The organism is Streptomyces syringium, assembly GCF_017876625.1.
In the GTDB taxonomy this organism is placed as follows: domain Bacteria; phylum Actinomycetota; class Actinomycetes; order Streptomycetales; family Streptomycetaceae; genus Streptomyces; species Streptomyces syringius.
The window spans coordinates 7,068,315-7,093,751 of the sequence record NZ_JAGIOH010000001.1; the positions used below are offsets into that span (position 1 = coordinate 7,068,315).

23 protein-coding genes, 1 tRNA gene and 1 riboswitch are annotated in these 25,437 nt (G+C 73.2%); of the genes, 13 read left to right on the forward strand and 11 right to left on the reverse strand.

The annotated features are described in order from the left end of the window. Positions 1-63: 63 nt before the first annotated feature. The 5 genes from JO379_RS30695 to JO379_RS30715 form a co-directional block, all read right to left on the reverse strand. Positions 64-1,263: an acyl-CoA dehydrogenase family protein gene (locus tag JO379_RS30695; RefSeq protein WP_130880934.1), complete on the reverse strand. Its 1,200-nt coding sequence runs from the start codon at positions 1,261-1,263 to the stop codon at positions 64-66. Then, positions 1,260-4,436 carry a non-ribosomal peptide synthetase gene (locus tag JO379_RS30700; protein WP_209518005.1) on the reverse strand — a complete coding sequence of 1,059 codons (3,177 nt, stop codon included), beginning with the start codon at positions 4,434-4,436 and terminating at the stop codon, positions 1,260-1,262. The genes JO379_RS30695 and JO379_RS30700 overlap by 4 nt, the downstream gene beginning before the upstream one ends. A gap of 97 nt (positions 4,437-4,533) precedes the next feature. Then, positions 4,534-5,838: a condensation domain-containing protein gene (locus JO379_RS30705; protein WP_209518006.1), complete on the reverse strand. Its 1,305-nt coding sequence runs from the start codon at positions 5,836-5,838 to the stop codon at positions 4,534-4,536. 163 nt (positions 5,839-6,001) lie between these two features. Beyond that, the gene (locus JO379_RS30710) at positions 6,002-7,282 is read right to left on the reverse strand and encodes an MFS transporter (protein ID WP_130880931.1); all 1,281 of its coding nucleotides are present in this window, start codon (positions 7,280-7,282) and stop codon (positions 6,002-6,004) included. Between the two features lie 293 nt (positions 7,283-7,575). Beyond that, positions 7,576-8,451 carry an endonuclease/exonuclease/phosphatase family protein gene (locus tag JO379_RS30715; protein WP_372449121.1) on the reverse strand — a complete coding sequence of 292 codons (876 nt, stop codon included), beginning with the start codon at positions 8,449-8,451 and terminating at the stop codon, positions 7,576-7,578. A 316-nt stretch (positions 8,452-8,767) separates the two neighbouring features. Beyond that, positions 8,768-8,960: riboswitch (cobalamin riboswitch) on the forward strand. A gap of 152 nt (positions 8,961-9,112) precedes the next feature. Between JO379_RS30715 and metE the strand changes: the two genes are divergently transcribed. Both metE and JO379_RS30725 read left to right on the forward strand, forming a co-directional pair. After that, positions 9,113-11,440, forward strand: a complete 2,328-nt coding sequence (metE, locus tag JO379_RS30720) for a 5-methyltetrahydropteroyltriglutamate--homocysteine S-methyltransferase (RefSeq protein WP_209518011.1) — start codon at positions 9,113-9,115, stop codon at positions 11,438-11,440. Positions 11,441-11,615: 175 nt separating this feature from the next. Continuing rightward, a complete protein-coding gene (locus JO379_RS30725; RefSeq protein WP_130880928.1) occupies positions 11,616-11,960 on the forward strand; it encodes a hypothetical protein in 345 nt (114 codons plus the stop codon). 27 nt (positions 11,961-11,987) lie between these two features. Here JO379_RS30725 and JO379_RS30730 read toward each other — a convergent pair whose 3' ends face one another. Beyond that, positions 11,988-12,575, reverse strand: coding sequence for a histidine phosphatase family protein (locus tag JO379_RS30730; RefSeq protein WP_209518012.1), 588 nt, complete (start codon positions 12,573-12,575; stop codon positions 11,988-11,990). Positions 12,576-12,876: 301 nt separating this feature from the next. On the opposite strand from JO379_RS30730, the gene JO379_RS30735 reads away from it, so the two are divergent. Both JO379_RS30735 and JO379_RS30740 read left to right on the forward strand, forming a co-directional pair. Beyond that, positions 12,877-13,101, forward strand: coding sequence for a CbtB domain-containing protein (locus JO379_RS30735; protein ID WP_130880926.1), 225 nt, complete (start codon positions 12,877-12,879; stop codon positions 13,099-13,101). 21 nt (positions 13,102-13,122) lie between these two features. Beyond that, a complete protein-coding gene (locus JO379_RS30740) occupies positions 13,123-13,893 on the forward strand; it encodes a CbtA family protein (protein ID WP_130880925.1) in 771 nt (256 codons plus the stop codon). 128 nt (positions 13,894-14,021) lie between these two features. Here the strand turns inward: JO379_RS30740 and JO379_RS30745 are convergent, their stop codons facing one another. Beyond that, the gene (locus JO379_RS30745) at positions 14,022-14,612 is read right to left on the reverse strand and encodes a TetR/AcrR family transcriptional regulator (RefSeq protein ID WP_130880924.1); all 591 of its coding nucleotides are present in this window, start codon (positions 14,610-14,612) and stop codon (positions 14,022-14,024) included. Positions 14,613-14,661: 49 nt separating this feature from the next. Here JO379_RS30745 and JO379_RS30750 point away from each other — a divergent pair, with 49 nt between their 5' ends. Continuing rightward, complete coding sequence (locus tag JO379_RS30750; RefSeq protein ID WP_209518014.1) at positions 14,662-15,579, forward strand: DUF2867 domain-containing protein; 918 nt, start codon at positions 14,662-14,664, stop codon at positions 15,577-15,579. Between the two features lie 74 nt (positions 15,580-15,653). Here the strand turns inward: JO379_RS30750 and JO379_RS30755 are convergent, their stop codons facing one another. After that, a complete protein-coding gene (locus JO379_RS30755) occupies positions 15,654-16,637 on the reverse strand; it encodes an SDR family oxidoreductase (protein ID WP_130880922.1) in 984 nt (327 codons plus the stop codon). A 226-nt stretch (positions 16,638-16,863) separates the two neighbouring features. Between JO379_RS30755 and JO379_RS30760 the strand changes: the two genes are divergently transcribed. Beyond that, positions 16,864-17,952 (forward strand): YncE family protein, encoded by a 1,089-nt coding sequence (locus JO379_RS30760; protein WP_165451654.1) that lies wholly within the window; start codon positions 16,864-16,866, stop codon positions 17,950-17,952. Here JO379_RS30760 and JO379_RS30765 read toward each other — a convergent pair. Next, positions 17,907-18,887 (reverse strand): helix-turn-helix domain-containing protein, encoded by a 981-nt coding sequence (locus JO379_RS30765; protein WP_209518016.1) that lies wholly within the window; start codon positions 18,885-18,887, stop codon positions 17,907-17,909. The genes JO379_RS30760 and JO379_RS30765 overlap by 46 nt on opposite strands. A gap of 52 nt (positions 18,888-18,939) precedes the next feature. On the opposite strand from JO379_RS30765, the gene JO379_RS30770 reads away from it, so the two are divergent. The 4 genes from JO379_RS30770 (at position 18,940) to JO379_RS30785 (ending at position 21,800) form a co-directional block, all read left to right on the forward strand. Then, complete coding sequence (locus JO379_RS30770) at positions 18,940-19,338, forward strand: cupin domain-containing protein (protein WP_130880920.1); 399 nt, start codon at positions 18,940-18,942, stop codon at positions 19,336-19,338. A gap of 295 nt (positions 19,339-19,633) precedes the next feature. Next, positions 19,634-20,320 (forward strand): GAF domain-containing protein, encoded by a 687-nt coding sequence (locus JO379_RS30775; RefSeq protein WP_242626367.1) that lies wholly within the window; start codon positions 19,634-19,636, stop codon positions 20,318-20,320. Continuing rightward, on the forward strand, positions 20,317-21,051 hold the full coding sequence (locus tag JO379_RS30780) for a GAF and ANTAR domain-containing protein (protein WP_207304023.1): 735 nt from the start codon (positions 20,317-20,319) through the stop codon (positions 21,049-21,051). The genes JO379_RS30775 and JO379_RS30780 overlap by 4 nt, the downstream gene beginning before the upstream one ends. 26 nt (positions 21,052-21,077) lie before the next feature. Next, complete coding sequence (locus JO379_RS30785) at positions 21,078-21,800, forward strand: GAF and ANTAR domain-containing protein (protein WP_130880918.1); 723 nt, start codon at positions 21,078-21,080, stop codon at positions 21,798-21,800. A gap of 210 nt (positions 21,801-22,010) precedes the next feature. Here JO379_RS30785 and JO379_RS30790 read toward each other — a convergent pair. Both JO379_RS30790 and JO379_RS30795 read right to left on the reverse strand, forming a co-directional pair. Next, a tRNA-Trp gene (locus tag JO379_RS30790) sits at positions 22,011-22,084 on the reverse strand. A gap of 65 nt (positions 22,085-22,149) precedes the next feature. Next, positions 22,150-22,680: an SRPBCC family protein gene (locus JO379_RS30795; protein ID WP_130880917.1), complete on the reverse strand. Its 531-nt coding sequence runs from the start codon at positions 22,678-22,680 to the stop codon at positions 22,150-22,152. A gap of 256 nt (positions 22,681-22,936) precedes the next feature. Between JO379_RS30795 and JO379_RS30800 the strand changes: the two genes are divergently transcribed. The 3 genes from JO379_RS30800 (at position 22,937) to JO379_RS30810 (ending at position 25,372) form a co-directional block, all read left to right on the forward strand. Next, complete coding sequence (locus JO379_RS30800) at positions 22,937-23,203, forward strand: hypothetical protein (protein WP_130880916.1); 267 nt, start codon at positions 22,937-22,939, stop codon at positions 23,201-23,203. A 112-nt stretch (positions 23,204-23,315) separates the two neighbouring features. Continuing rightward, positions 23,316-24,365 (forward strand): phytase, encoded by a 1,050-nt coding sequence (locus JO379_RS30805; RefSeq protein WP_209518018.1) that lies wholly within the window; start codon positions 23,316-23,318, stop codon positions 24,363-24,365. A gap of 215 nt (positions 24,366-24,580) precedes the next feature. Then, a complete protein-coding gene (locus JO379_RS30810; RefSeq protein ID WP_209518020.1) occupies positions 24,581-25,372 on the forward strand; it encodes a 2OG-Fe dioxygenase family protein in 792 nt (263 codons plus the stop codon). Positions 25,373-25,437 lie beyond the last annotated feature (65 nt).

Here is a 25,437-nt window from a genome sequence, read left to right on the forward strand (position 1 = left end):
GCGAACAGGGCGCGGGGCGCGCGATGCGAGAGGTGCAGGGACGGCCGAGCAGGGGCGGCCGGCTCAGCCGAGGCCCATCGACCGGGCGACGATCACCTTCTGGATCTCCGACGTCCCCTCGATGATCGTCATCATCCGGACGTACCGGTACAGGAACTCCAGCGGATGGCCCCGGACCCAGCCCGTCGCGCCGTGCACCCGCAACGACCGGTCCACGACCCGGACGGCGGTCTCCGAAGCGGTCAGCTTGGCCAGCGCCGCGTTCTCCGGCGTCTCCACGCCCTCGTCCACCAGCCGCGCGCATGCCAGCGTCAGCAGCTTGGCCGCCTCGACCTCCGCGCGACTGCTCACCAAGTGCTCCTGCACATGCTGGTACGCGCCGATGCGCTCCCCGAACGCCCGCCGCTCCCGGGCGTACTCGACGCCCAGCCGCAGCGCGTACTCGGCGATGCCGTTGCACATGGCGGCCACCACGAGACGGCCCCGCGAGAGGCTGTCGATGCCGTTGCCGAGGGCGGCGCCGACCCCGGCCTCGCCGCCCACGACGGCGTCGGCCGGCAGCCGCACCCCGTCCAGCACCAGCTCGTACAGCCGCTCGCCCGACATGCCGTCGTAAGCCTGCCCGATCCGCAGCCGCGGATGGTCCATCCCCACGACGAACGCGGTCGGGCCCCCCTCACTGGCCTCACTGGCCTCACTCGCCTCACCCGCGCCGCCGCCCGCCTGGGCCACGACGATCGCGAAGTCCGCGTGCCCGGCGTTGCTCACGAACGTCTTGCGGCCGGTCAGTACCCACTCCCCGCTCTCCTCGCGGGTCGCGGTGCTGGTGAGGTGGAAGGCGTCCGACCCGGCGTTCGGCTCGGTCAGCGCCAGACAGCGGGTCGCCTCCCCGCGCACCAGCGGCTTCAGATACCGCTCGATCTGCTGCTCGGTGCCCTGCCGCAGCAGCGGGCTCGGCCCGTCCGAACCCGCCAGCGCGTACGGGGCGAGCGGACAGCCGCTGCGCCCCGCGGCGTGGTGGAGCAGCACCACGGCGCTGAACGGCATGCCGGAACCGCCCAGTTCCTCGGGGTAGTCGCCCGCGTAGAAGCCGAGCTTCGCCGAGCGGGCGCGCACGTAGGCCCGCAGGTCGGCGGGCGGCAGGTCGCCGTCCTCCGGCAGCTCGGCCGCCAGCGGAACCAGCTCGCGGCGGACGAACGACGCGAAGGAGTCGACGAGTTCACGGTGCTCCGTCTCCAGGACGGACGAGGGGGCGGTGCTCATCGGGTCGCCTCCGTGACCGCGCGGGCCTGGTCGGCGAGGACGGGATGCTGGAAGAGGACCCGCAGCGGCGGGCGGCCGCCGAGCCGGGGCTCCAGCCACGCGGCGAGCTGGGCGGCCAGCAGGGAGTGCCCGCCCACCTGGAAGAAGTGCGACGACGGCGAGAAGCGGTCGTGGCCCAGCACCTCCCGCCAGCCCTCGCTGAGCAGCGCGACGGCCGGGTCGGCGGGCTCCGCGGACGCCTGGTCGGCGACGTGGTCGAGCGGCAGGTCGGCGGCCGCGCGGGTCAGGGCGGCGCGGTCGGGCTTGCCACCGGGCAGGGTCGGCATCGCGTCCAGCCGGATCCAGCGGCCGGGGACGAGCGCGGCGGGCAGCCGCCCGGACAGCGCGGCGTGCAGGGCCTCGGCGTCCGGCTCGGCCGGGGCCCCGGTGGACGCGTCGGCACGGGACTCGAAGAAGCCCACCAGCCGCGGCCCGCCGGACGCCTCCCGGTCGAGGACGACCGCGCAGGACCGCCCGCCGAGCTCGGCGGACGCCGCGGCCTCGACCTCCTCCAGCTCGATGCGGTAACCGCGCAGCTTGATCTGGTTGTCGCGGCGGCCGAGGAAGACCAGACGGCCCTCGCGGTCGCGGTAGCCGAGGTCACCGGTGAGGTACACGCGCTCACCGCCCAGCGCCGGCACGGTCACGAAGCGGGCGGCCGTGGCCTCGGCGGCCGTCCCCTCGCCGAGGTACCCCTCGGCGAGGCAGGCGCCGCCGATGGCGAGTTCACCGACCGCGCCCCACGGCAGCGGACACCGGCCCGCGTCCAGGACGTGGACGCGGGCGCCCGGCAGCGCGCTGCCGAGCGGCACCTCGGTGCCCTCGGCGAGCTCCGCCCGGTCCACCTCGTGGACGGTGGAGGTGACGGTCGCCTCCGTCACCCCGTAGGCGTTCAGGACCGTGACCGTGTCGGTACCGGCGGCATCCGTGGCGTCGAGCAGCTCCCGCAGCGCACCGGCCGGCAGCCGCTCGCCGCCGCACACCAGGAGCCGCGGCGACCAGCGGCCGTCACCGAGCGCGTCGCGCAGCTCCTCGCGGACCGCGAGGAGATAACTCGTCGGCAGATTGGCGACGGTGACCCGGCGGGCCGACAGCACGGCGATCAGCTCCGCGGCCGTCGGCACCTCCCGCTGAGGCACGACGAGGGCCGCGCCGGCCAGCAGCGACGGCAGTACCTCCTCCAGCGCCACGTCGAACGACGGCTGGGCGAACAGCAGCACCCGGTCCTTCGGCGTCAGCGCGTACCGCCGCGCCATGCCCGCGGTGAAGTGAGCCAGCGCGGCCCGGCCCACCACGACGGCCTTGGGCAGACCGGTGGAGCCGGAGGTGTGGATGATGTACGCCGCGCCCTCCAGCCACTCGGCGGGCTCGGCCTTGGGGAACTCCGCCGCGTCGAGCAGCGCCACCGGCAGGCCCTCGGCGGGCAGGGACAGTGCGCTCTCCCGGTCGGTCAGCACGAGCGCGGGCCGCAGCCGCGCCAGCAGCGTCTCCAGGCGCGCGGCCGGGTCGTTGGGGGAGAGCGGGGTGTACACCGCTCCCGTGCGCAGACAGGCGAGCAGGGTCACCACGGTGTCCACCCCGCGCGGCAGCACGGCCGCCACCGGCCGGCCCTCCGTGACGCCCGCCGCCCGCAGCTTCCCGGCCAGCTCCTCGACGCGCCGGTCGAGCTCCCCGTAGGTGATCTTCAGGGCGCCGCTGACGATCGCGACGGTCGCGGGGTCGCGCCCCGCGACGGGGTCCAGAGCGGCCCCGGACGTCTCCGGCACGGCCCGGTCGTCCGCGGGGACCGTGACGGCGGGCGCGGGCGCGAGCTCGGCGAGCGGCGTCGTCGGCGCGCCCAGATAGGCGCGGACGAGGCCCAGGAAACGCTCGGAGAGCAGCTGTGCCGTCGCCTCGTCGAACAGGTCCCGGTCGTAGTCCCACACCAGCGTCATCCCGGCCGCGCCCGCGCGCGGGCCGACCGTGCGCCGGTCGTCGGGGAGCAGCACCAGGTCGAGGTCGAAGCGGGTCGTGCCGGTGTTGAAGCCCTCGAACAGCGACACCTCCAGACCCGGCACCGCGATCTGCGGCAGCGCCGCGTCGTGCGCGCTGAACATGACGCTGAACAGCGGGTTGTCCGCCCCGGAGGTGTGCAGCCCCAGCGCCCGGGTGAGCACCTGCACGGGCACTTCCTGGTGCGGCAGCGCGCGGATCAGACCGTCGGTCACCTCGTCCACCATCGCGTCGGCCCCGGCCGCGGGGTCCAGCCGCAGACGCAGCGGGATGGTGTTGACGAACATGCCCGTGGCGCCCTCGAAGCCCTCCGGGCGGTTGCCGACCGCCGTGCCGACGACGAGGTCGGTGCGCCCACTGTGGCGGCGCAGCAGTTCGGCGAAGAGCGCGAGCAGCGTGGAGAACGGGGTGTGGCCCTGGGCGCGGCTGTGCGCCCGCAGCCGCTCGGCGAGGTCCGCGTCGATCGGCTGGCGCAGCTGGGCGCCCGCGTGCCGGCGCCGCACACCGGGCCGGGCGAGCCCGGGCAGCGGCAGATCGAAGGCGGCGTCGGCCAGCTCCCGCTGCCAGTACGCGAGGCTCGCCTCCCGCCGCTCCTGCCGGCCCGGCCCCTCGGCGGCCCGTACGTGGTCCTCGTACGAGGGAGCGGCCGGCAACTCGGCCGGCTCGCCCAGCACCCGCGCCCGGTACACGGTGAACACGTCGCGGAGCAGGATCGCGAAGGAGTGCCCGTCGTGGACGAGGTGGTGCTCGACGTGGATGATCCGGTGGTGGCCGTCACCGAGGCGGACCAGGCACCAGCGCAGCAGCGGCGCCTCGAAGACATCGAGGGGCGTGACGGCCTCGGTGCGCAGCAGTTCCTCGAACGCGGCCTCCGGGTCGGCCTCCCGGCCGAGGTCGACGGTCCGCACGCGGGGCGTGCAGCCCTCGCGGACGCGCTGGCCGGGCAGCGCGCCGGGGTTCTCGACGAGTTCGAGCCGCAGCCCGGGGTGCCGGTCGAGGGCGGCGGCCAGCCCGTCGCGGAGCGCGCTCTCGTCGAGCGTGCCCCGCAGGTCGATGGTGGCGGTGAAGTTGTAGGCGCGACTGCCGGGCAGCATCTGCTCGTGCAGCCAGACGATCTCCTGGGATGTGGAGAGTCCGAACATGGTCAACCCTTCCGTGGGGTGGTTGGAGGGGCCCGGTGCCCGCGTCGGGTGGACGGCGGGCCGGGTCAAGTGAGGGGGCGGGCGGCCGGAGTCCGGCTCAGCCCACCGGTGCGTGTCCGTGGGTGCGGGCCCGCAGGGCGTCCAGCAGGGCGGCGAAGGCGTCCTCGGCGACGGGGTCCGGCACGACGCCCCGGTCCCACGCCATCCGGACGAGGAGGTCCGTGCCGTGGGAGACGGACACGGCGAACGGCGCCTGGACGGGACGGCCGTCGATGTGCGTCTCGTGTCCGGTGGCGTCGCCCAGCCGCAGTGGCGGACGGCGGTGCAGGTCCTCGGAGGTGAGCAGGCCGTCGAGCCGCCCCGACCAGGGCACCCCGGCGGTCCGGGCCGCGTGCACCACCTCGTCGAACGGGGCGTCCGCGTGGTCGAGGTCGTCCCACCACGCCACGGTCCGCTCGTCGAGGTCGCACGCGGTGGCCGGGTGCACCACCGTGTTGAGGAAGCAGCCCAGGACGGGCTGCGCCGCGGCGGGCCTGCCGCCCCAGGGGTAGCCCAGGGCCGGGATCCGGTCCGGGCCGTACAGCGTGCGCGCGGCGGCGGTGCAGGCGTCGAGCAGGACGGGGAAGGGAGGCCGGGAGCCGTCCGGGTCGGCGGGCAGCCGGTGCAGCACGGCGCCGGTGCCGGCCGGGCCGCCCCCGGCGCGCGGGGCCGGCGCGGGGCCGGCGGCCGGGCGGAGCGCGGCGAGCCGCCGGGCCCAGTAGGTGACGGACCGCTGCCCCGACGCCCGTGCCTCCGCCTCGAGTTGGAGGTGCACGGCCTCGCGGTAGGCGGCCAGCTCGTCCGCCGCCCGGGACCCGGGCACGTCCCGGGGGCCGAGCCCGTCGCGGTAGGCGTCGGTGAGATCCGCCATGACCCGGCCGATGGACGCCTCGTCGCAGGCCGCGTGGTCCATGACGACGGCCAGGACATCACGGTCGCCCGCCGGGTCGGCGGCGAGGAACAGCCGCAGCGGCGGCCCCTCGGCCGCCCAGGCGCCGAGTGCCCGGCGCAGCGCGTCGGCGGCGCTCTCGCCGGGGCGCGGCTCCACCCGGCTCACCCGGGCGTCGGGCTCCCCGAGCCGCTGCACGGGGACCCCGCGCAGCGCCTCGGGGCGGGCCCGCAGGGCGGGGTGCAGGGCGGCGAGGTGCCCGGCCGCCGCCCGCAGCCGGCCGGTGTCGACCGAACCGCGGGGGAAGGCGAAGAACAGCGGTACGAGGTCGGCCCGCCCGGCCGGGTCCATCCGCCGGGCGAGCAGGAACCGCCGCTGCGCACCGGTGACCGGAAGCGACCCGGCGGCCGCCGCGCCGTCGACGGTGCGGCGGTAACGGTCGAGGTACTGCGTGGTGATGCTGCTGGACTGCACGATGTCCTCCCGCGCGCCCGGGGCGCGCTGACTCGTGAGACGAAAGGGGGGTCGGGCGGTGAAGCGGTGGAGCACGTCCGACGCGGTGTGGAGGCGTCCGAGCGGTCCGCTACGAGGACGCCTCCGGCCGACGGGCGACGGGCGACGAGTGGAGCGGTGGGGCCTAGGTTCCGGACACGGTCCGGCTCGCGTCGGCGGCGGGAGCCGGCAGATCGCGCAGGCGCCGCAGCGGGGAGAGCAGCAGGGGCAGGGGGACGAGCAGAAAGCCCGCGGCACACACCCACACGGCGGCGCGCGGCCCGGCGGCGGAGGCGACGGCCCCGCCCAGCACGGCGCCGAGCGGCATGGTGCCCCAGACCATGAAGCGCAGCGTGGCGTTCATCCGCCCGAGGAGCGCGTCGGGGCACAGCAGTTGCCGGAAGCTGACCTGGGCGACGTTGTAGACCACCGCGCCGAAGAAGACGGCCGCGGAGGCGAGGGCGAACCAGACGGCGGCGGCACCGTGTCCGGCCAACGGCCACAGCAGCGCGAACGGCCCGGTGACCACGGTCGACAGCCAGATGATGCGGGCCTGGCCGACCGCGCGGGCGAGCGGTCCCGCGCACAGCGCGCCCGCCAGCCCGCCGACGGCCGAGGCCGACAGCATCAGCCCGAGCACGCCGGGAGGCAGGTCGAGCTCCCGCACGAGGAACACCGTCTGCACGGACATCAGCATCGCGGAGAAGAAGTTCGCGACCCCGGTGGCACAGGCGATCATGCGCAGGACGGGGTGGCGGAGGACGAACACGAGGCCCTCCGCGACCTGGGCCCGCAGCGGGACGCCCACGACGGGCGCGGGCTGTGGCTCGCGGGCGCGGATCCCGCGCAGGAAGAGCGCCGAGACGAGGTAGCCGATCGCGTCGGCCAGCAGGGCGACGGGTGCCCCGAGCAGTTGCACCAGGGCGCCGCCCAGCCCCGGCCCCGCGACCTGGGCGGACGAACGGGCCGTCTCCAGCGCGCCGTTGCCCGCGACCAGCTGCTCCCGGGGGAGCAGGCCGGGCAGGTAGCTCTGGTGCGCGATGTCGAAGAACACGGTGGCCACACCGGTGATGAGGGCGGCCACGTACAGCTGCGCCATGGTCAGTGCCCCGGCCCATGCCGCGAGCGGCAGGCTCAGCATCGTCACGGCCCGTACGACGTCGGTGCGGATGAGCAGGGGCAGCCGCCGCATCCGGTCCACCCAGGCTCCGGCGGGCAGCCCGACGAGGAGGAACGCCGCGGTCTCGGCGGCGGTCAGCAGCCCGACCTCCATGGGCGAGGCGTCGAGCTCGATGACGGCCACCAACGGCAGTGCCACGACGGTCACTTGAGCGCCGACCTGGCTCACCGCTGCCCCGGAGAGCAGTAATCGGAAGTCGTAGTTCCGTAAGAGCCCTGAGCACACGGGCTTCACTGACGAGGACATTTGGCAGACATTTGGTGATGAGGGTGGGCACAGTCAAAATGATCCGGGCACTTCCGGCCAGTTTTGTTCGTAATGCGGACAACTCGTGGTGACGTTGGGGCGAAAGGTTTCACACCGTTGTTTGAACGTCACCCAGGGTGGCCTGCGGCGGAAGGGTTTTCTGCGGTTCTGGTGCGCCAAGGGAGGCCTGATGTTCGAATGTCCGATAGTCGGTGCCGTGCCCGGGGTGGATCGGTTCAAAGTGGTGACACTCGGGCGGCTTTGAGATAAGCGGCCATGAAACAGGCGGCGCCCTACAGCTCCAGGTCCGCCTGCACCGGCAGATGATCGCTGGGGAACTGCCCGCCCTGCTGGAAGACGTTGATGGCCGCGCGCCGGGTCCGTACCCGGGGCGAGGTGAGGATCCAGTCGATGCGGTCGCCGTCCGGCACGAGCGGCCGGTAGCCGTGGAAGGTCGCGTACTGCGCCCCGCGCTGATCGGCCGTGTCCCAGGAGTCCACGAGCGAACCCTGTTCGAGCATCGTGTCGTAGACGGGGTTGCCGTGTGCGGGGACGTTGAAATCGCCGGTGACGATCCGGGGCAGGGCCGGATCCAGACCGCGCAGCCGGGTGGTGATCAGCGCGGCGGAGCGCTCGCGCGCGTTCTGATGGGCGTGGTCGAGATGGGTGTTGAGGGCGTAGCACTCGCCCCCGGTGAGCAGATCGCGGAACCGGACCCAGGTGACCATCCGGATCACAGTGTTGCCCCAGGTCGCGGAGCCGATCAGATACGGGGTGTCGGAGAGCCAGAAGTGGTCGTACGCGACGGGGGCGAGCCGCCGCACGTCGTGGAAGACGGCGGTGAACTCATCGCGGCTGCCTCCCGCGCGGCCCGTGCCGACCCAGGCGTAGCGCGGCCCGAGATCGTCGGCGATGTCGCGCAGCTGCGCGTACAACCCCTCCTGGGTGCCGAGGAGATGAGGGCGCTCGTGGCGCAGCAGCGTGCGCATGACGGGCCGCCGATCGGCCCAGGTGTTCGGCGGGGTGTCGGAGGCGTAGCGGAGGTTGAAGCTCATCACCCGCAGCGGACTCCGGCCGCCACCACCCCCGACGGGCCCGGCCGCGGCCGACGCGGCCACGGCCCGCAGCGCGGTGCGGCGGTCGAAAGGAGCGTGCGCGAAGGCGGTCACGGCGACTCCAGGGTCCGGGCGGGGTCCGGGCGTACCGGAGATTCTCATGCGTCACATGGACCGCCCGCAACGGTGCCGTGGGCGGCGGGTGCGGCCGCCGCGGCGGTGACCACCGGGGTGCCGCACGCCCGTGCCTCCAGGGCGGACAGGCCCCGCCCGGGCCGCCGCCCGGCACGTCGGGCCGGGCGTCCACGCCGTGCCGGGTCGGCACGCGCGGAGTGTCCACCGGCGGATACCGGCCACGCGTCAAGATCGAATCCTTGCGCGGATTCCCCTACCGGTCCTTCCGCATTGTGTCTAGGGTGGGGGACGCAGCTGGTTCGCCCCGCCCGCCAGGCGGGAGCGTCGCAAGAGGGAACCCGGTGGAAATCCGGGACTGCCCCGCAGCGGTGAGTGGGAACGACCGCCGTCATACGCACTGGACGCCCACGCGTCCGGGAAGCGACGGCCAGTAGGTGCCCGGCGGCCCCAAGGCCCCAGGGCGCGCCCGCGAGTCCGAAGACCTGCCACTGCCCGCGCGCCACCCGCGTGCGGTGATCTCGGTGGCCCCGAGGGAGGGCCGGCGGTGGCAGGCAGGTGTGCCCAGCGCGCCCGCCCTCTTCGTCGTCCCTTCGCGCCCGGGTCCGCCGTGGTCATTCCGCGACTCGCGAAGGAGAGTTCCGTGACCGACCGCAACACCACCCCGCCCTCCCGGGCCACCGTCCACGGCTACCCCCGGCAGGGCCAGTCCCGTGAGCTGAAGAAGGCCATCGAGGGCTACTGGGCGGGCCGCGTCACCGCCGACGCCCTGCACACCACCGCCGCCACTCTGCGCCGCGCCGCCTGGCGCCGGTTGACGGAGGCCGGCGTGGACGAGGTGCCCACCGGCGACTTCTCGCTCTACGACCACGTCCTGGACACCACGGTCATGGTCGGCGCCATCCCCGAGCGGCACCGCGCCGCCGTCCGGGACAACGCCCTGGACGGCTACTTCGCCATGGCCCGCGGCACCCAGGAGGCCCCGCCGCTGGAGATGACGAAGTGGTTCGACACCAACTACCACTACCTCGTCCCCGAACTGGGCCCGGACACCGTCTTCACCGCCGACCCCGCCAAGCCGCTCGGCGAGCTGCGCGAGGCCCTCGCCCTCGGCCACACGGCCCGCCCCGTCCTGGTCGGCCCGGTCACCTACCTGCTCCTCGCCAAGCCCGCCCCCGGCGCCCCGGCCGACTTCCAGCCCCTCACCCTCCTCGACCGGCTGCTCCCCGTGTACGCCCGGGTGCTGGCCGAGCTGCGGGCCGCGGGCGCCGAGTGGGTCCAGCTCGACGAGCCCGCGCTCGTCCAGGACCAGTCGCCGGCCGTCCTCAGCGCCGCCACCCGCGCCTACCGCGACCTGGGCGCGCTCGCCGACCGGCCCCGGATCCTGGCCGCCACCTACTTCGACCGCCTCGGTGACGCCCTGCCCGTCCTCGCCAAGTCACCCGTCGAGGGACTGGCCCTGGACTTCACCGGCCCCGCCGCCGCCAACCTCGAAGCCCTCGCCGCGGCCGGCGGCGTGCCGGGCAAGCGCCTCGTCGCCGGCGTCGTCGACGGACGCAACATCTGGATCAACGACCTCGAACACTCGCTGGCCACCCTCGCCACCCTCCTCGGCCTCGCCGGCCGGGTGGACGTGGCCCCCTCCTGCTCGTTGCTGCACGTCCCGCTCGACGCCACCGCCGAACGCGACGTGGACCCCCAGGTCGCCCGCTGGCTCGCCTTCGCCCGCCAGAAGACCGAGGAGATCGTCACCCTCGCCCGCGGACTGAACGAGGGCACGGACGTCATCGCCCCGCAGCTCGCCGCCAACCGCTCCGCCCGCGCCTCCCGCGCCGCCTCGGCCCTGACCCACGACCCGGCCGTCCGGGCCCGTGCCGCGGCCGTCACCGAGCGGGACACCCGCCGCCCGCAGCCGTACTCCGAGCGGACCGCCGCCCAGCGGGCCCGGCTGGGTCTGCCGCTGCTGCCCACCACCACCATCGGCTCGTTCCCGCAGACCACCGAGCTGCGTACCGCCCGCGCCGATCTGCGCGCGGGACGGATCGACGCCGCCGGCTACGACGAGCGCATCGCCGCCGAGATCCGCGACGTCCTCGCCTTCCAGGAGAAGGCCGGGCTGGACGTCCTCGTCCACGGCGAGCCCGAACGCAACGACATGGTCCAGTACTTCGCGGAGCGGCTCACCGGCTACCTCGCCACCCAGCACGGCTGGGTGCAGTCCTACGGCACCCGCTACGTCCGCCCGCCGATCCTGGCCGGCGACATCTCCCGCCCCGAGCCCATGACCGTGGCCTGGACGAGCTACGCCCAGTCGCAGACCGAGCGCCCGGTCAAGGGCATGCTCACCGGCCCCGTCACCATGCTTGCCTGGTCCTTCGTCCGCGACGACCAGCCGCTCGCCGACACCGCCCGCCAGGTCGCCCTGGCCCTGCGCGACGAGGTCTCCGACCTGGAGGCCGCCGGGACCGCCGTCATCCAGGTCGACGAGCCCGCGCTGCGCGAGACGCTGCCGCTGCGCACCGCCGACCGGCCCGGCTATCTGGCCTGGGCGACCGAGGCGTTCCGGCTGACCACCGCGGGCGTCCGGGCGGACACCCAGATCCACACGCATATGTGCTACGCCGAGTTCGGCGTCATCATCGGTGCCATCGAGGAGCTGGACGCCGACGTCATCAGCCTGGAGGCGGCCCGCTCGCACATGCAGGTCGCCGACGAACTCGCCGTGGCCGGATACGGACATGAGGTGGGCCCGGGCGTCTACGACATCCACTCGCCCCGGGTGCCGGGCGTCGAGGAGACCGCCGGCCTGCTGCGCAAGGGGCTCGGTGCCATTCCCGCCGAGCGTTTGTGGGTCAACCCCGACTGCGGCCTGAAGACACGGGGCTGGAGCGAGGTCCGTGACTCCCTGGAGCATCTGGTCCGGGCGGCCCGGCAGGTGCGGGCCGAGCTGACCGGCGCCGACATGCGCTGACGCCGGTCGCCCTCCGCCCTGATCAGGGGGTGACAGCGGGCGTGGCCCCGGCACCGAGGTGCCGGGGCCACGCCCGCTGTTCACGGCCAATCCCGCTCAAGTGGCCCAAATCGCAACGGACTCTCATGATTGACTGCCCCCACCGGTCATGCCCCCACAGGAGAGGACGGCCACGATGAGCAGGCGCCCCGAGCCGCGTCGAATGATCATCGGTGGGGAGGAGGCGGTGGTGGTGGCCCCCGAGGAGTACGAGCGCCTGGCGACCACCCGCAGACAGGTGGGCGCGCAGGGCGCCCGTATCCGCGTCCTCAAGCACGAACTCCAGCATGCCCTGGCCCTGTTGACGGCCGTCGAGTCCTTACTGGCCGACGTCCCGCACGGCCGTCCGGGGCCGCCCTTCGACGGCGGGGGCGGCGGTGACGCCGGTCATCCGGCGGCCTCCTGCGTCCGCTGCGGGCTGCTGGAGCTGATCCACCGGAGGCCGTCGGCCGGGACGCGGGGCGGGCTGACCGCCCTGTGAGCCCCGGTGCGCCCCGGTGCCGGTTCATCAGGCCGGTGGTGCCGGCTCCGGGGTGAGCGGGCGGCCGCAGCGCAGGTTCCAGCGTCCGGCCCGGCCGGTGAGTTCGGTCAGCGACAGCGGGGGCACGTCGAGCCGCCAGAAGAGCCGCGGGGACAGCCCCAGCGCGTGCACGACCGCCGCGCGGACCACCGCGGGTTCCACGACGGCGAGCAGCCGGCCGTCGTCGTCGGTCCGCCCGTCCAGCCAGGAGCCGACCCGGCCGACGAGGTCCAGCAGCGACTCGCCGCCGTGCGGCGCGGCGCCGGGGTCCGCCAACCAGGCGGCCACCGCCTCGGGTTCGGCCGTGGACAGCTCGGCCAGCCCCCGCCCGCGCCAGCCGCCCACCTCGAGGTCCCGCAGCTCGGGCACGGGGGCGGGGGACAGGCCGAGCGCGGCGGCCGTCCCGTGGCAGCGCGGGGAAGGGGCGCAGAGGGCGGCCGACATCCGGGGCAGACCGCCGGCGGCGGCGCGGGTCTGCCGGGCCCCGGCGTCGTCGAGCGGGGACCCGTCGTCGAAACGGGCCTCGCGCAGTGCGGCACTCATCGCCGGTGAGAGCAGCGTCACACGTACGGTCATGGTCCTCAACTCTCCTCCCGGGCGGGCCCGGTCGGCCCGCGCCCAGCAGACCACGAGGGGGCGAGCGGGGCGCGCGCGGGGGTGCGCCTCCGCACGCCGTAGCGCCCCGGTCGCGTACACGGTACGGTCGCGTGTACATGACGACGGTGTGACGGAAGTCCGGTGAGAACCCGGCACGGTCGCGCCACTGTGTACCCGGCGAACGCCCCCGATCCACGCGGGGCGCTGGCAGGGAAGTCAGACCCGGCACCGTCGTTGACAGCACCACGATCGGGACGCGTGTTCCCCAGGAGGTTTTGCCATGGCCCAGTCAGCCGCCCCCGCGACCGGTACCCCCGCCGTACCGGCGATCACCCCGATCTCCCTGAAGGAGATCGCCCCGTGGACGCTCTTCTTCGGGATCCTCGCGCTGATCCTGCTGTACTTCGTCGGCGCCGAGCAGGGCGCCACCGCCCTGATCTCCGGTGAGGGTGTCCACGAGTGGGTGCACGACGGCCGTCATCTGCTCGGCTTCCCCTGCCACTGAGAGACCAGGGGTCAAGAGCTCGTGAACTCCATTTCCGTACGGGCCCTGCTCGTACGCGGCATGCTCGCCGGCCTCGCCGCCGGCGCGCTGGCGCTGCTCACGGCCTATCTGCTCGGGGAATCCCGGGTGGATGCGGCCATCGCCTTCGAAGAGGCGCACAGCCACGACCACGGCGGCGGTGAGGAGCTGGTCAGCCGCTCCCTGCAGTCGACCGCGGGGCTGGCCACCGGCATCCTCGTCTACGGGGTCGCACTGGGCGGTATCGCCGCCCTGGTGTACTGCTATGCGCTGGGCCGCGTCGGCCGTTTCGGCCCGCGCGCGACGGCCGCACTGGTCGCGCTCGGCGCGTTCGTCGCTGTCTATCTGGTGCCGTTCCTGAAGTATCCGGCGAACCCGCCCGCCGTGGGCGACCCGGACACCCTGGACCAGCGCACCGCGCTGTTCTTCCTGATGATCGCGCTCAGTGTGCTGCTCACCGTGGGCACGGTGATCCTGGGCAAGCGGCTGGTTCCCCGCCTGGGCCATTGGTACGCGAGTGTCGTGGCGGGCGCCGCCTTCCTGGTGGTGGTGGGGATCGCCTTCGCGTTCCTGCCCTCGGGCGAGAACGTGCCGGAGGGCTTCCCCGCCGTGCTGCTGTGGCAGTTCCGTCTCGCCACGCTGGCCGTCCAGTTCGTCCTGTGGGCCGGTTTCGGCCTGCTCTTCGGTCACCTCGCGGAGCGCCTGCTCCTCGCCAAGGCGGGGGACCGGCAGGGCGACGAGGCGGCGTCGAGGACGGTCACCGCGGCGAACTGAGCGCGCGGAGCGCACGCCGGAAACACCCCACCTGTCCCGTGGGTCCGGAAAGGGCACGCCCCTGCCGGTCCACGGGACAGTCGCGTTCGGTGCGTCGTCCGGGTGGAGACTGCGCGCCCGCTCAGGTGTCAGTCCCGGCGCAACAGCATGTCGATGATCGAGTCGAGGTGGTGGGCCCGCCCCTGGCCCGGCGGTAGGGCCTCCGGGACGGCGTTGACCAGCTGTCCGTGGCCGAGGAAGCTGGTGTAGCCCAAAGTGCCGCGCAGCCGGGCCTCTTCGGGGTTGAAGCCCAGCTCGGAGAAGAGCTGGGTGAGATAGCCGAGCCGGCGCTCGGTCACCCGTCTCACCACCGTGGCGACCAGCGGGTGCCCGACGGTGGCCAGCAGCGAGACCTCCAGCGGGCTTTCGGTCACCGCCTCGGTCGCCTGGGTGAAAAGGCTCCGCAGCCGCACCTCGGGGTCCGGCTCGGCCGACAGCGCGGCGATGACCGCCTCGGTGCGGGTCTCCTCCCAGCGCAGCAGCGCGGCCTCGATCAGCGCCTCCCGGCTGGCGAAGTGCCAGTAGAAGCTGCCCTTGGTCGTGCCCAGCCGGACGGCGAGCGGTTCGACCGCGACGGCGGCCAGCCCGCCCTCGCCGATGGCGGTGAGCGCCGCGTCCGCCCAATCCAGCGCGCTGAGCCGCTGTCGTCCGCCGGGTTCCCGCAATCGCCGTTGCACCATGACCGTACGCTACCGTACGGTTGAACATACGCCAGCGTATGGAGGGGCAATGCGCACGGTCCGCAACATCCACGAACGCGTCATCGAGGCTCCGGCGGAGACGGTCGGGGCCCTGCTCGACCGGCTGTCGTCCGACGACGACCCCATCTTCCCCACCCCCGCCTGGCCCGCGATGCGCTTCGACCGCCCGCTCGGAGTCGGGGCCGAGGGCGGCCACGGCCCGGTGCGCTACCGCGTCGGCGCCTACGAGCCCGGCAGCCGCATCCGCTTCGACTTCGCCCCGCCGTCGAACGGCTTCCACGAGATGGCCGTGGAACCGCTCGGCCCCGGCCGCTGCCGCGTGCGGCACACCCTGGAGCAGACCCAGCGCGGCACCGAGGCACTGGCGTGGGCCCTCGCGATCCGCTTCGCACACGACACCGTCGTCGAGGAGGTCTTCGACAACATCGAGCGCGTGACGACCGGTTCGTTGCGGCGCGCGGTGCGCTGGTCCCCGTGGGTCCGCTTTCTGAACCGGCTGGAATGGGACAAGCCGGTCGAGGTGGAGCTCCCCGCCCGGGCCCGACTGGCCCGTACGGCCTTCGAACACACCGATTTCACCGACGCCTGGCAGATGGAGATCCTGCCCGGCATGCCCGAGGACCCACGGGCCTGGGAAGGCGCGCTGAGCTTCCCCGTCCTCGCGCGCGGGGACGGGGAGGTCCTGCTGGGCAAGGACGCCGGCCACCTCGACTTCCGGGCCTCGATCCTCGTCGACCAGGGGCGCGTCACGCTCAGCACGGTCGTGAGGACCCACAACGCGGTGGGCCGGGCCTACTTCGCGGTCGTCAAGCGGGTGCACCCCGTCATGGTCCGCGCCCTGCTGCGCCGCACCCACCGCCGACTGGCGCTGTCCACCCCGAGCGCGGGCTCGCGCGAGCGGTTCCACCGGGCAGCGGACACGACCACCGCCGAGGTGGCCGTCTGATGACCGGGAGGCGGACCTGCTGAACAGGGGACAGCGGGTCCGTCTCCCCTCACAGCGGCTGTACTGCTCGCTGTTCAGCCGCGGAGCAGCTTGGCCTCGACCTCCGGATCCAGGCCGAGCGGGGGACGGTCCGCCCGCTGCGGCGGCGGGCCGTCCAACTCCTGGAGCCAGGCCCAGGTGTCGGCCACCGTCTCCTCGACGGGGCGGCAGCGCAGCCCGGCGGCCAGCGCCTTGGACACATCACCCAGGTGCATGGTGTCGTAAGCCTCGCCCGGCGGCACCCAGACCGGCAGGTCCGTCCACGGCTCGACGCCCGCGGCGAGGATCGGCTCCGGATCCGTCCAGCGCAGCTCGGCGTCGGAACCGGTGACGCGTACGCACGCCTCCAGCAGCCCGCCCATGGTGGTGTGGCCGGGCGGACTGATGAGGTTGTAGGGGCCGCTGAGCCCCCGCTCGACGGCGTCCAGGGACCACCGGGCGAGATCGCGGGCGTCGATGTACTGCAACGCCAAGTCGCGTGGCCCGGGCGCCAGTACCGGGCCGCCGCGGGCGATGCGCAGCAGCCACCACGGCAGCCGCCCGATGTTCTCCCGGGGGCCGAGGATCAGCCCGGCCCGCACCAGCAGCGCCCGGTCCCCGAAAGCCTCGGTCGCCGCCAGCTCCCCGCCCCGCTTGGCCTGCGGATAGTCCACCTCGCCGGCGTCGGGCGAGCCCTCCACCAAAGGCGCGTCCTCGTCGTGCCCGGGCGCGCAGGGGTAGGCGTACACCGAGCCGGTGGACACATACACATACCGCTTCACCCGTCCGGCCAGCGCCCGTGCCGCGTCCCGCACGGCCGACGGCGCGTTCGTCCAGGTGTCGACCACGACGTCCCACTCGCCCTGGTCCAGCGCCGCCAGACCGCCCACCTCGGTACGGTCACCGAGCAGTTCGACCACGCCCGGTGCGGGCGCGTGGCGGCCCCGGTGGAAGACGGTCACGTGCCAACCCCGGGCCAGCGCCTCGTCGGTGACGGCGCGGCCCACGAACTCCGTTCCACCCAGTATCAGAAGTCTCATGACCGCGACTGTGCACCCCGGACCGCCGCCGGGGGAAGCGCCCCATGCTCTCAGCGGAATCGCCCAGAGCTGAACCCCCCGGCCTCCGGGCTTCCTGGCGCGCGTGACCCCTGCCACAGCGTTTCCGGCCGGGGGACGGGCCCACCTGGATCATTGCGCCGAGGACAACACATCCTTGACCACATCGCACTGGAGTGCCCCGCCCCGGCCGCCCAGGATGCGGGACATGAACACCCACACCACCCGTGACCAGCTCGCCGTCGTGAGCCAGAGCGGCCCCACCGTCACCTTCTTCGACGCCCGCACCCACGAGCCCCTCCGGGTGCTGGAAGTCCCCGCCGAACCCCACGAGTTGTGCTTCGACGCGGACCTACGGCTGCTGTACTGCACCACCGCCTACGTCTCCGGCTACTACCACGCCCACCAGGGCCGGGCCCGGGACATCACCGTCATCGACGTGGACACCCACGAGATCGTCGCCACCCTCGACACCGCACCGGACCACGCCCCGCACGGACTCGCCCTGGACCCCGCCCGTTCCCGGCTCTACGTCAGCGTCGAAGCCACCGGGAACGAGCCCGGCGGCGTGATCGTCTACGACACCCGGACCCATGAGCGGATCACCCGGATCCCGCTCATGGCCGACGGCCCGCACTGGTTCACGATCACCCCGGACGGGCGGCGGGGCTACTCCACCAACAAGGAGGCGGAGTTCGTCTCCGTCGTGGACCTCGTACGCGACGAGTTCACCGGCCGGATCGCCGTACCCGGCAGCGAGGGCCTGGACGTCTCGCGCGACGGCCGGTACGTCTACGTGGCCGCCCCCAAGGGCGACTTCGGTGCCCCGCCCGCCGCCGCACCGGGCATCCGCGTGATCGACACCGCCACCGGCGCGATCGTACGGACCCTGCCCACCGAAGGCGTGGTGTTCCCCGTGCACACCACCATCACCGGCGCGGTGCTCGTGGGCGAGCTGCGGATGGCGGCGCGGACGCCCGGCAGCACCCTGGGCGCCCAGGACAACGGCGTGCTGACCGTCTACGCACCCGGCACCCTGGAGGTGGCCGGACAGGTCGAGGTCGGCCGGTTCCCCCTGACCATCACCTCCTCCCCGGACGGCTCGGTGGGCTACGTCTCCAACGTCATGTCCAGCACGGTCACCGTCGTCGACCTGACCCTGATGCGGGTGATCACCACGTTGGAGGTCGACCGCGCGGGCGAGCCCGGCGCGCACGGCCTCGCGTACCTCCCGGCCGCCCGCCGATCCGTTCAGCGCACCGGCCCGGGCACGGCCGGACCGAACCGCCGGCGGTAGGTCGTCGGGCTGAGCCCGGTGCGTCGCCGCAGCTGCGCCCGGAGATTCGAGGCCGACCCCAGGCCACTGGCCTCGGCGACCACATCGAGACGTAGCTCGCCGCGCTCGATCAGCCGGCAGGCCAGCGCCACCCGTTCGCCGGTGAGCCACGCCAGTGGTGTGGTGCCGAGCTCGGCCCGGAAGCGCCGGTGCAAGGTGGCCGGGCTGACCGCCGCGCGGGCCGCGAGATCCGCCACGGAGAGCGGCCGGTCCAGCCGCTCCTGGACCCAGGCCAGCAGGGGAGCGAGCGACGCCTCGGGCACGGCCGGCACGGGCCGTTCGACGAACTGCCGCTGGCCGCCGTCCCGGTGTGCCGCGAACACCAGCCGCCGGCTCACCGTGTTCGCGATCTCGGCGCCGTGGTCACGGCCGATCAGATAGAGGCCGAGATCCAGCGCGGCGGCGCTCCCGGCGGCGGTCAGCACGTCACCGTCGTCCACGAACAGGACATCCGGTTCGAGCCGGACCTCGGGGTAGCGGGCCGAGAACTCCGCCGCCCACTTCCAGTGCGTGGTGGCGCGGCGGCCGTCGAGCACCCCGGCCGCGGCGAGGGTGAACGCGCCGGTGCAGAAGCTCACCAGGCGCGCACCCCGCCCGGCGGCCCGCCGGATCGCGGCCGCCACCGCCGGCTCCGGCGGGGTGCGGGGCTCCGGGCGGTTGGGCACGATCAGGGTGTCGGCGGCATCGGCCGCCTCCAGCCCGGCCACGCCGGACAGCGTGAACATCCCGTCGTTCATCCGCACGGCGGGCGAGGCGGCGCAGAGCGTGAAGTCGTACCACCGCCGGTCGATCTCCGGGCGGCGCAGGCCGAACAGTTCGGTGGCCACGCCCAGTTCGAAGGGATTGGAGCCCTCGTCGACGAGGACGGCCACCCGGTGCGAGGATCCATGCGACATATGCGATTCCTAGCACTGGTCCCGCACGATCGACAATGGTGATGATGGCGTGGTGATCAACGAACCGATCGACCTGAAGTCCGCACTGAGCAGTTTCGACCAGCTGTGGAGCCCACGGATCGTCACCCAGGTGAACGACTACGACGTCCGCGTCACGAAGGTGGCGGGGGTACACGTCTGGCACGTGCACGAGAACACGGACGAGTTCTTCCTCGTCCTCGACGGCGAGCTGGGCATCGGCCTCCGCGACGGAGAGGACGAGGGCGAGCGTGTGGTCGTGCTGCCCAAGGGCTCGGTGTTCGTCGTCCCGCGCGGGGTGGAACATCGCCCGTTCTCCACCGACGGTGCCTCTATCCTCCTGTTCGAACCGACCGGCACGTCCACCGTCGGCGACCGCCACGACCCGGTCCCCGCCCACGTCGACGCCACCACCGGACACGCGCTCGGCTGACGCCGGGGCGGCGATCGCCGGGCGTGTGGCCCCGCACACCTACGCCACCGACACGGCGCAGGCCGCGCACGGGGACCGTGTGATGCTGCCGGTCCGGGCCCCCGGCGGGCGGACGCGAAGACGGGAAGGCGGCCCGGGTGGCGTAACAGGCACCCCTTCGTAGTACTCCGCACGGGCATAGAGTGGCAGTGAGCGGTTCGGACGAGCGGCTCAGAGACAGGGGGCCTGCGGGAGTGGGTGAGTGACGGTGGGTGCCAGCACGGGCATGGCCGCTGTCCTGAGAAACCTGCGTCCCGTGGAAGCGAGGACGGCTCTGGTCGGTGGTGATCCCGCGGAGTGCGCCCGGGTGCTCGGTGTGGACGGTGTCGCGGTGTCGCTCGCCCCCGGTGAGCAGCTCGGCGAACTCGTCTGGGCCACTCCCGGGGTGAGCACGCGTCTGGAGGACCTGCAGTTCACGATCGGTCACGGGCCGGGACCCGATGTCGTCGCCTCGGGTGCCGCCGTTCTGGAGCCCGACCTCTCCCGGCTGTCGGCCGACCGCTGGCCTGCGCTGTTGCCCGAGGCCATGGCGCTGGGAGTGCGGGCGGTGTTCTGTCTGCCGCTGTCGATCGGCGGCGCCTGCCTGGGCACGATGACGCTGCAGCGCTCGGTGCCGGGACCGCTGCCGGTCACGTTCATGAGCGACGCCCTGATCCTCGCGGGTGCCCTGACCTCGGTGATCATCGACCGCGGCGACCACCGGGAGGCGTTCGCCGCCGCTTCGCCGTCCTCCGACCTCTACCGGGCCGTCGTGCACCAGGCGAGCGGCATGATCAGTGTCCAGGCCGGAATACCGCTCGCCGAGGCGCTGCTGCTGCTGCGCGCCCATGCCTTCGGGAAAGGGCGGCCGGTGGTGGAGGTCGCGGAGGACGTGGTGGCCCGGCGTGTGCACTTCGGAGCCGATCGAGACGGGCCGGACGTTTCCGGCGGGAGAGGGAGATGAAGACCATGGCTCGCGAGGACCGGGTGCTGGAGGTCGTCGTCGAAGCGGTCGACACTCTTGTCGAAGACTTCGATCTGATCGACTTCCTGCACATGCTGTGTGACCGCTGTGTGGAACTCCTGGACGTGAAGGCGGTCGGAGTCATGCTCGCGGACCCGGGTGGCAATCTGGAGGTGATCGCCGCCTCGGACGAGCACACCCGGCTGCTGGAACTCTTCGCCCTCCAGCACGACCAAGGACCCTGCGTGGAGTGCCACCGCACCGGGACCGCGCGTCTGGACATCGACCTCACCTCGCCCGAGACCGTCGCCGCGTTCCCGGCGTTCGCCGCCCGGGCCCGCCGGACGGGTTTCACGTTCACTCACGCGCTGCCGATGCGGCTGCGGGACCAGGTCGTCGGTGCGATGAACCTCTTCCAGCACAGCCGGCGCCCGCTCGCCACCGCCGATGTGCGGCTGGCGCAGACACTCGCCGATGTGGCGACCATCGCCATCCTGCAGCAGCGCACCATCGAGCACGCAAGCGTGGAACGGAGCCAGCTGGAGGCCGCCCTGCACAGCCGCATCCTCATCGAACAGGCCAAGGGCATTCTCGCCGAGCGCCGGCAGACCAGCGTCGACGAAGCGTTCGAGATCCTGCGCGGCTACGCCCGCCCCCGTCGGCTGCGGCTGGTCGAACTCTGTCGACAGGTGGTCAACGGAGAACTCGACACCGCCGTCGCTTTTCCCTGACCGCATCCGGTCCTCGAGAGGGCATCATGGACGAGGCAAGCGAACGTCGATCGGCCTGGGGACGCATCGTCGGTGCGGCCCACGAGGCGGGTACCGCCGTCACCGTCGCCACGGTCTGCACGGTGTGCGCCGAAGAGCTGGAGGCCGACGCCGTGGGCATCACGCTGATCACCGACGGTGAGCTGCGTGTGGTGGCCTGCGCCACCGACGAGCGCGCCGCCCGCCTGGAGGACTGCCAGCTCATCGCGGGCGAAGGACCCTGCACCGAGGCGTTCCTCCAGGACACCTGGGTCGAGGAGCCCGCCCTGCACTGCCCGCCCAGCCGGTGGCCGGCCTTCACCCAGTGCGCCGCCGACGTCGGGATCGGTGCCGTCGCCGCACTCCCGCTGTCCATCGGCGACCTGCGGATCGGCGTCCTGGACCTGTACCGCACCCGCTCGTCACCGCTGACCGGCGACCAACGGAACCGGGCCTTCGCCTACGCCCGCATTCTGGCCGTACTCGTCCTGGATGAGCACCCCCACCTCCTGACCATGGGGACCCACGCGTCACAGCCCGGACCGCAGGGGTACCCGCCCACCGTCCACCAGGCCGCCGGCATGCTCGCCGCTCGCACCGGTCTCACCACGGACGACGCCCTCGCCCGCCTGCGCGCCCATGCCTACAGCAACGGCCTTCCCCTACTGGAGACCGCCGACCACGTGATCAGCGGCCGGTCCCTCGACCCGGAAGAAGACGCCACTCCCTGACGTCCTGGAGAGCCCGGCGCCGGCCCGGCACCCGGCCCGTCGGCATGGAGGGGTGAGGGCGCCCGGGTGGAGACCGGGAGGGTTCCTCAGGCCTCACCTCGGCCTCACCGGAGCGGACGCCCTCATGACGAAAGGCCACCACGGTGTGCGTGGCGGCCTTTCGCGATGCGGAAATGCAGGTCAGAGGCAGCAAGCCTGAGTGACCGTCAGCAGGGGCGACAGGATTCGAACCTGCGACTAGCGGGTTTGGAGTCCGCTGCTCTGGCCAGCTGAGCTACGCCCCTTCGGCGTGGTGATCACTCTGCCATGGGCAGGGCGTCCGCCGCCAGCCGATTATCCGTGGCGATGGTCACCGTCGCCCCTCGGCGAGGTCCTTCACCCCGTTCAGCGTGGCCTCGATGCCCGAGCGCAGGTCCTTCAGCCGGGCCGCGACGATGGCCTCCTCCGCCTCCGGCTTGCCCTCGATCGCGAGGCTGACCCCGGAGCGGGCCGGGCCCAGTTCCGCGGACTGCCGCACGAGGGTGCCGCCCGCCTCGGGGGTGAGTTCGAACCGCCAGGTGGCCAGCCGTCCGGCCGGGCCGGTCACGGGTTCCCCGAACCGGCCGTCGGCATCCGTGACCGCCCAGCCGAACAGCCGCTCGTCGGTCAGCTCGACCACATGGGAGACGGTCCGCCAGTCGCCGACCAGGGGGTGACGGTTGTATCCCGCGAACCGTGCCCCCAACGTGGCCCCGGTGGCGCCGTCCAGCCACTCCACGCGCTGGAGTTCGGGGCTGAGCCGCGCGGGCAGGTGGATGTCGGTCACCAGCGCCCAGACCTCGGACGGGGGCGCGTCGATGTGGATGTCGCTGTGAACAGTGGGGCCGTCCGCGTAGCGCACGTGGGTACCTCGCAAGAAAGACGGGTCAGGGTGTCAGTGCGGCCGGCCGATCGGGCCGTACCGCCTCACCCGGTCAAGTCTGGCCCCGTGAGGGCGCGACGGGATGAATTGGTGATACACGTAACACGCGGGGGCCACCTGGCCCGCCGGTCAACCGGCGCCCACTTCTGTGGGGTTGGCGAGCAGCGGCCCGACGGCAGTCGGCCGGCTCCACCGCACGTACACACACGGTCCTCCGGTGGGGGAAACTGCACCGGTGAGCACAACGACACCTCAGCCCTCGCCCCGTACCGCCCTCGGACGCGGCGTCAGCACCCTGATCCCCGGCCCCGCCGCGTCGTCGGGCGAGCAGGCCGCCGCCGCCCTCGCCGCGCTGCGGACCGCGACCGTGCACGTCGGAGTGCTCCAGGCCGCCGCCGTCCTGCTGGGCGAACTGGCCCGCACCGGCGAGGACGAGACCACGCGGGAGACCGCGGCGACCACCGCGGCCCTGATCGAACAGGCGATGCGTACGGCGGAGTGACCGACCGGGGCGGTGGGGAACAGCCGCCCGGGATTCAAATGGAGTTCACCGCTCCGTCCGGTATCGAACGTAGCTTCGCCGCGACGTTGTCGTCTCCGGAAGGCTCCTTCCCATGAGGCCCCTGGCCACCTCCGTACGTCTGCGCGCCGCCTCGGCCGCCCTGGCCCTCGCGACCGGGGCACTGCTCTGGCAGTCCACCGGCCCCGCGCAGGCCGCCGCCCCCGGCCGCTTCCCGGTGACCGCCACCGTGGAGACCGCCCCGGTGTCGCACAGCGGTGACGCGGCCGACGACCCGGCGATCTGGGTCCACCCCACCGACCCGTCCCGGTCCGTGATCGTCACCACCGACAAGAAGGGCGCGCTGGAGGTGCTCGACCTCTCCGGCAACCGCATCCAGCGGATCAACGGCGACCACGGCAACAACGTCGACCTGCGGGGAGACATCGTGGTCTCCGCCGACGACGAGGCCGCGAACGGTGCCGGCGCGATGCACATCTACCGCATCGACCCGGCCACGCGGAAGCTGACGCACCTCAAGGACGTCGCCACCGAGGTCACCGCGCACGGCATCTGCCTTTACACCTCGCCCACCAGCGGCAAGCTGTACGCCTACCCCAACTCCACCTCCGGCCGGGTCGAGCAGTGGGAGCTCGCGGTGCGCGGCGACGAGGTCAGTGCCACCTCCGTCCGCCTCTTCGACGCCGGTTCCGCCGTCGAGGGCTGCTACGCCGACGAGAAGACCGGCAGGCTCTACCTCGGCGAGGAGGACGTCGGCGTGTGGGTCTACGGCGCCGAGCCCACCGCCGGCACCACGCGCACCAAGCTCGACTCCACCGGCTCCGGCGGCCATCTGACCGCCGACGCCGAGGGCATCACCGCCGCCGGCCGCTACCTCATCGTCTCCTCGCAGGGCAGCAACGACTTCGCCGTCTACGACCGGACCGGCGGCGGCTACCTCGGCCGCTTCGCCGTCACCAAGGGTACGGCCGCCGACGGCTGCGAGGACACCGACGGCATCGACGCCACCGCCGCACCCCTCGGCGCGAAATTCCCCGGCGGGGTCTTCGTCTGCCAGGACGGCACCAACTCCGCCCCCGGAACCAGCGGTAACCAGAACTTCAAGCTCGTCCCGTTCGAACGGATCTCCGCCGTCCTCGGCTGACGGACCGCACACGCACCACGGGTGCCCGGACGACGCACGTCGTCCGGGCACCCGCGCGTTTGTCAACACGCCTTTGTATGTGACTTTTTCGGCCGCCTCGGCCGATTCCCCGTGGTGGCCGGTCTTGCTACGTTCGTTCAGCCCCCGTGACCCGGTGCCCCGAGCACGTCCGCACGAAGGCCCGCGACAGGGCCCGTACGAAGGCAAGGAAGCCCATGACCACAGCGCCACTGCGGGCACCGGACACGTCCGGAGCCGGATCCGGATCCGGGAACGCACCGGAACCGGGTCCCCTCGACCAGGCCGCCCCCTTCATGCCCTTCGCCCCCTTCGTCCCCTTCGTTCAATTCGGCCCGGACCTCCTCGCGACCGCGCTGGCCGAGGTCCCCGGGGACGGTGTCACGGAGTTCACCGACTCCTGGCACGACCTGCCGGCCGACGCCCACCTGGGCACCGCCACGCCCTACCGCTTCCGCCGCTACGGGTCCTTCCGGCTGCTGCCCGACCGGCTCGAGAAACTGCCGCACACCGCCTTCTTCCAGGACAGAACCGTCAACAAGGTGAACGGCGGGGTGAACCGCATGTTCGCCCCGCTCGACGACTCGGTGGCCTCCGGTGCCGCGCTGCGCACGGTCGTCCGCACCCTCTTCGACAGGCTCCCCGGCCCCCGCACCGGCATCGACACCTGCGGGGTGCACCAGATACGCATCACCGCCACCGAGGACGCCGAGGGCCACCCCGCCCCCGAGGGCGTCCACCAGGACGGCCACAGCTACGTCGCCCAGGTGCTGATCCGCCGCGAGGACGTCGAGGGCGCCGAGTCCAGCCTCTACGACCTCGGCCGGCGCCGCATCCACCACGCGCTGCTCACCACCCCCCTGGAGACCATCGTCCTCGACGACCGGCGCGTCCTGCACGGCGTCTCCCCGGTCCGGCCCGCGTCAGGGGCCCGCACCGGCGTGCGCGACATGCTGCTCGTCGACTTCTTCCCCGGCTCCACCGGCTGACCGCCGCGCGGGGGCGCGCGACCGGGCGCCGGGCGCGGTGACGAGGGCATTCACGGGGCCGGCGC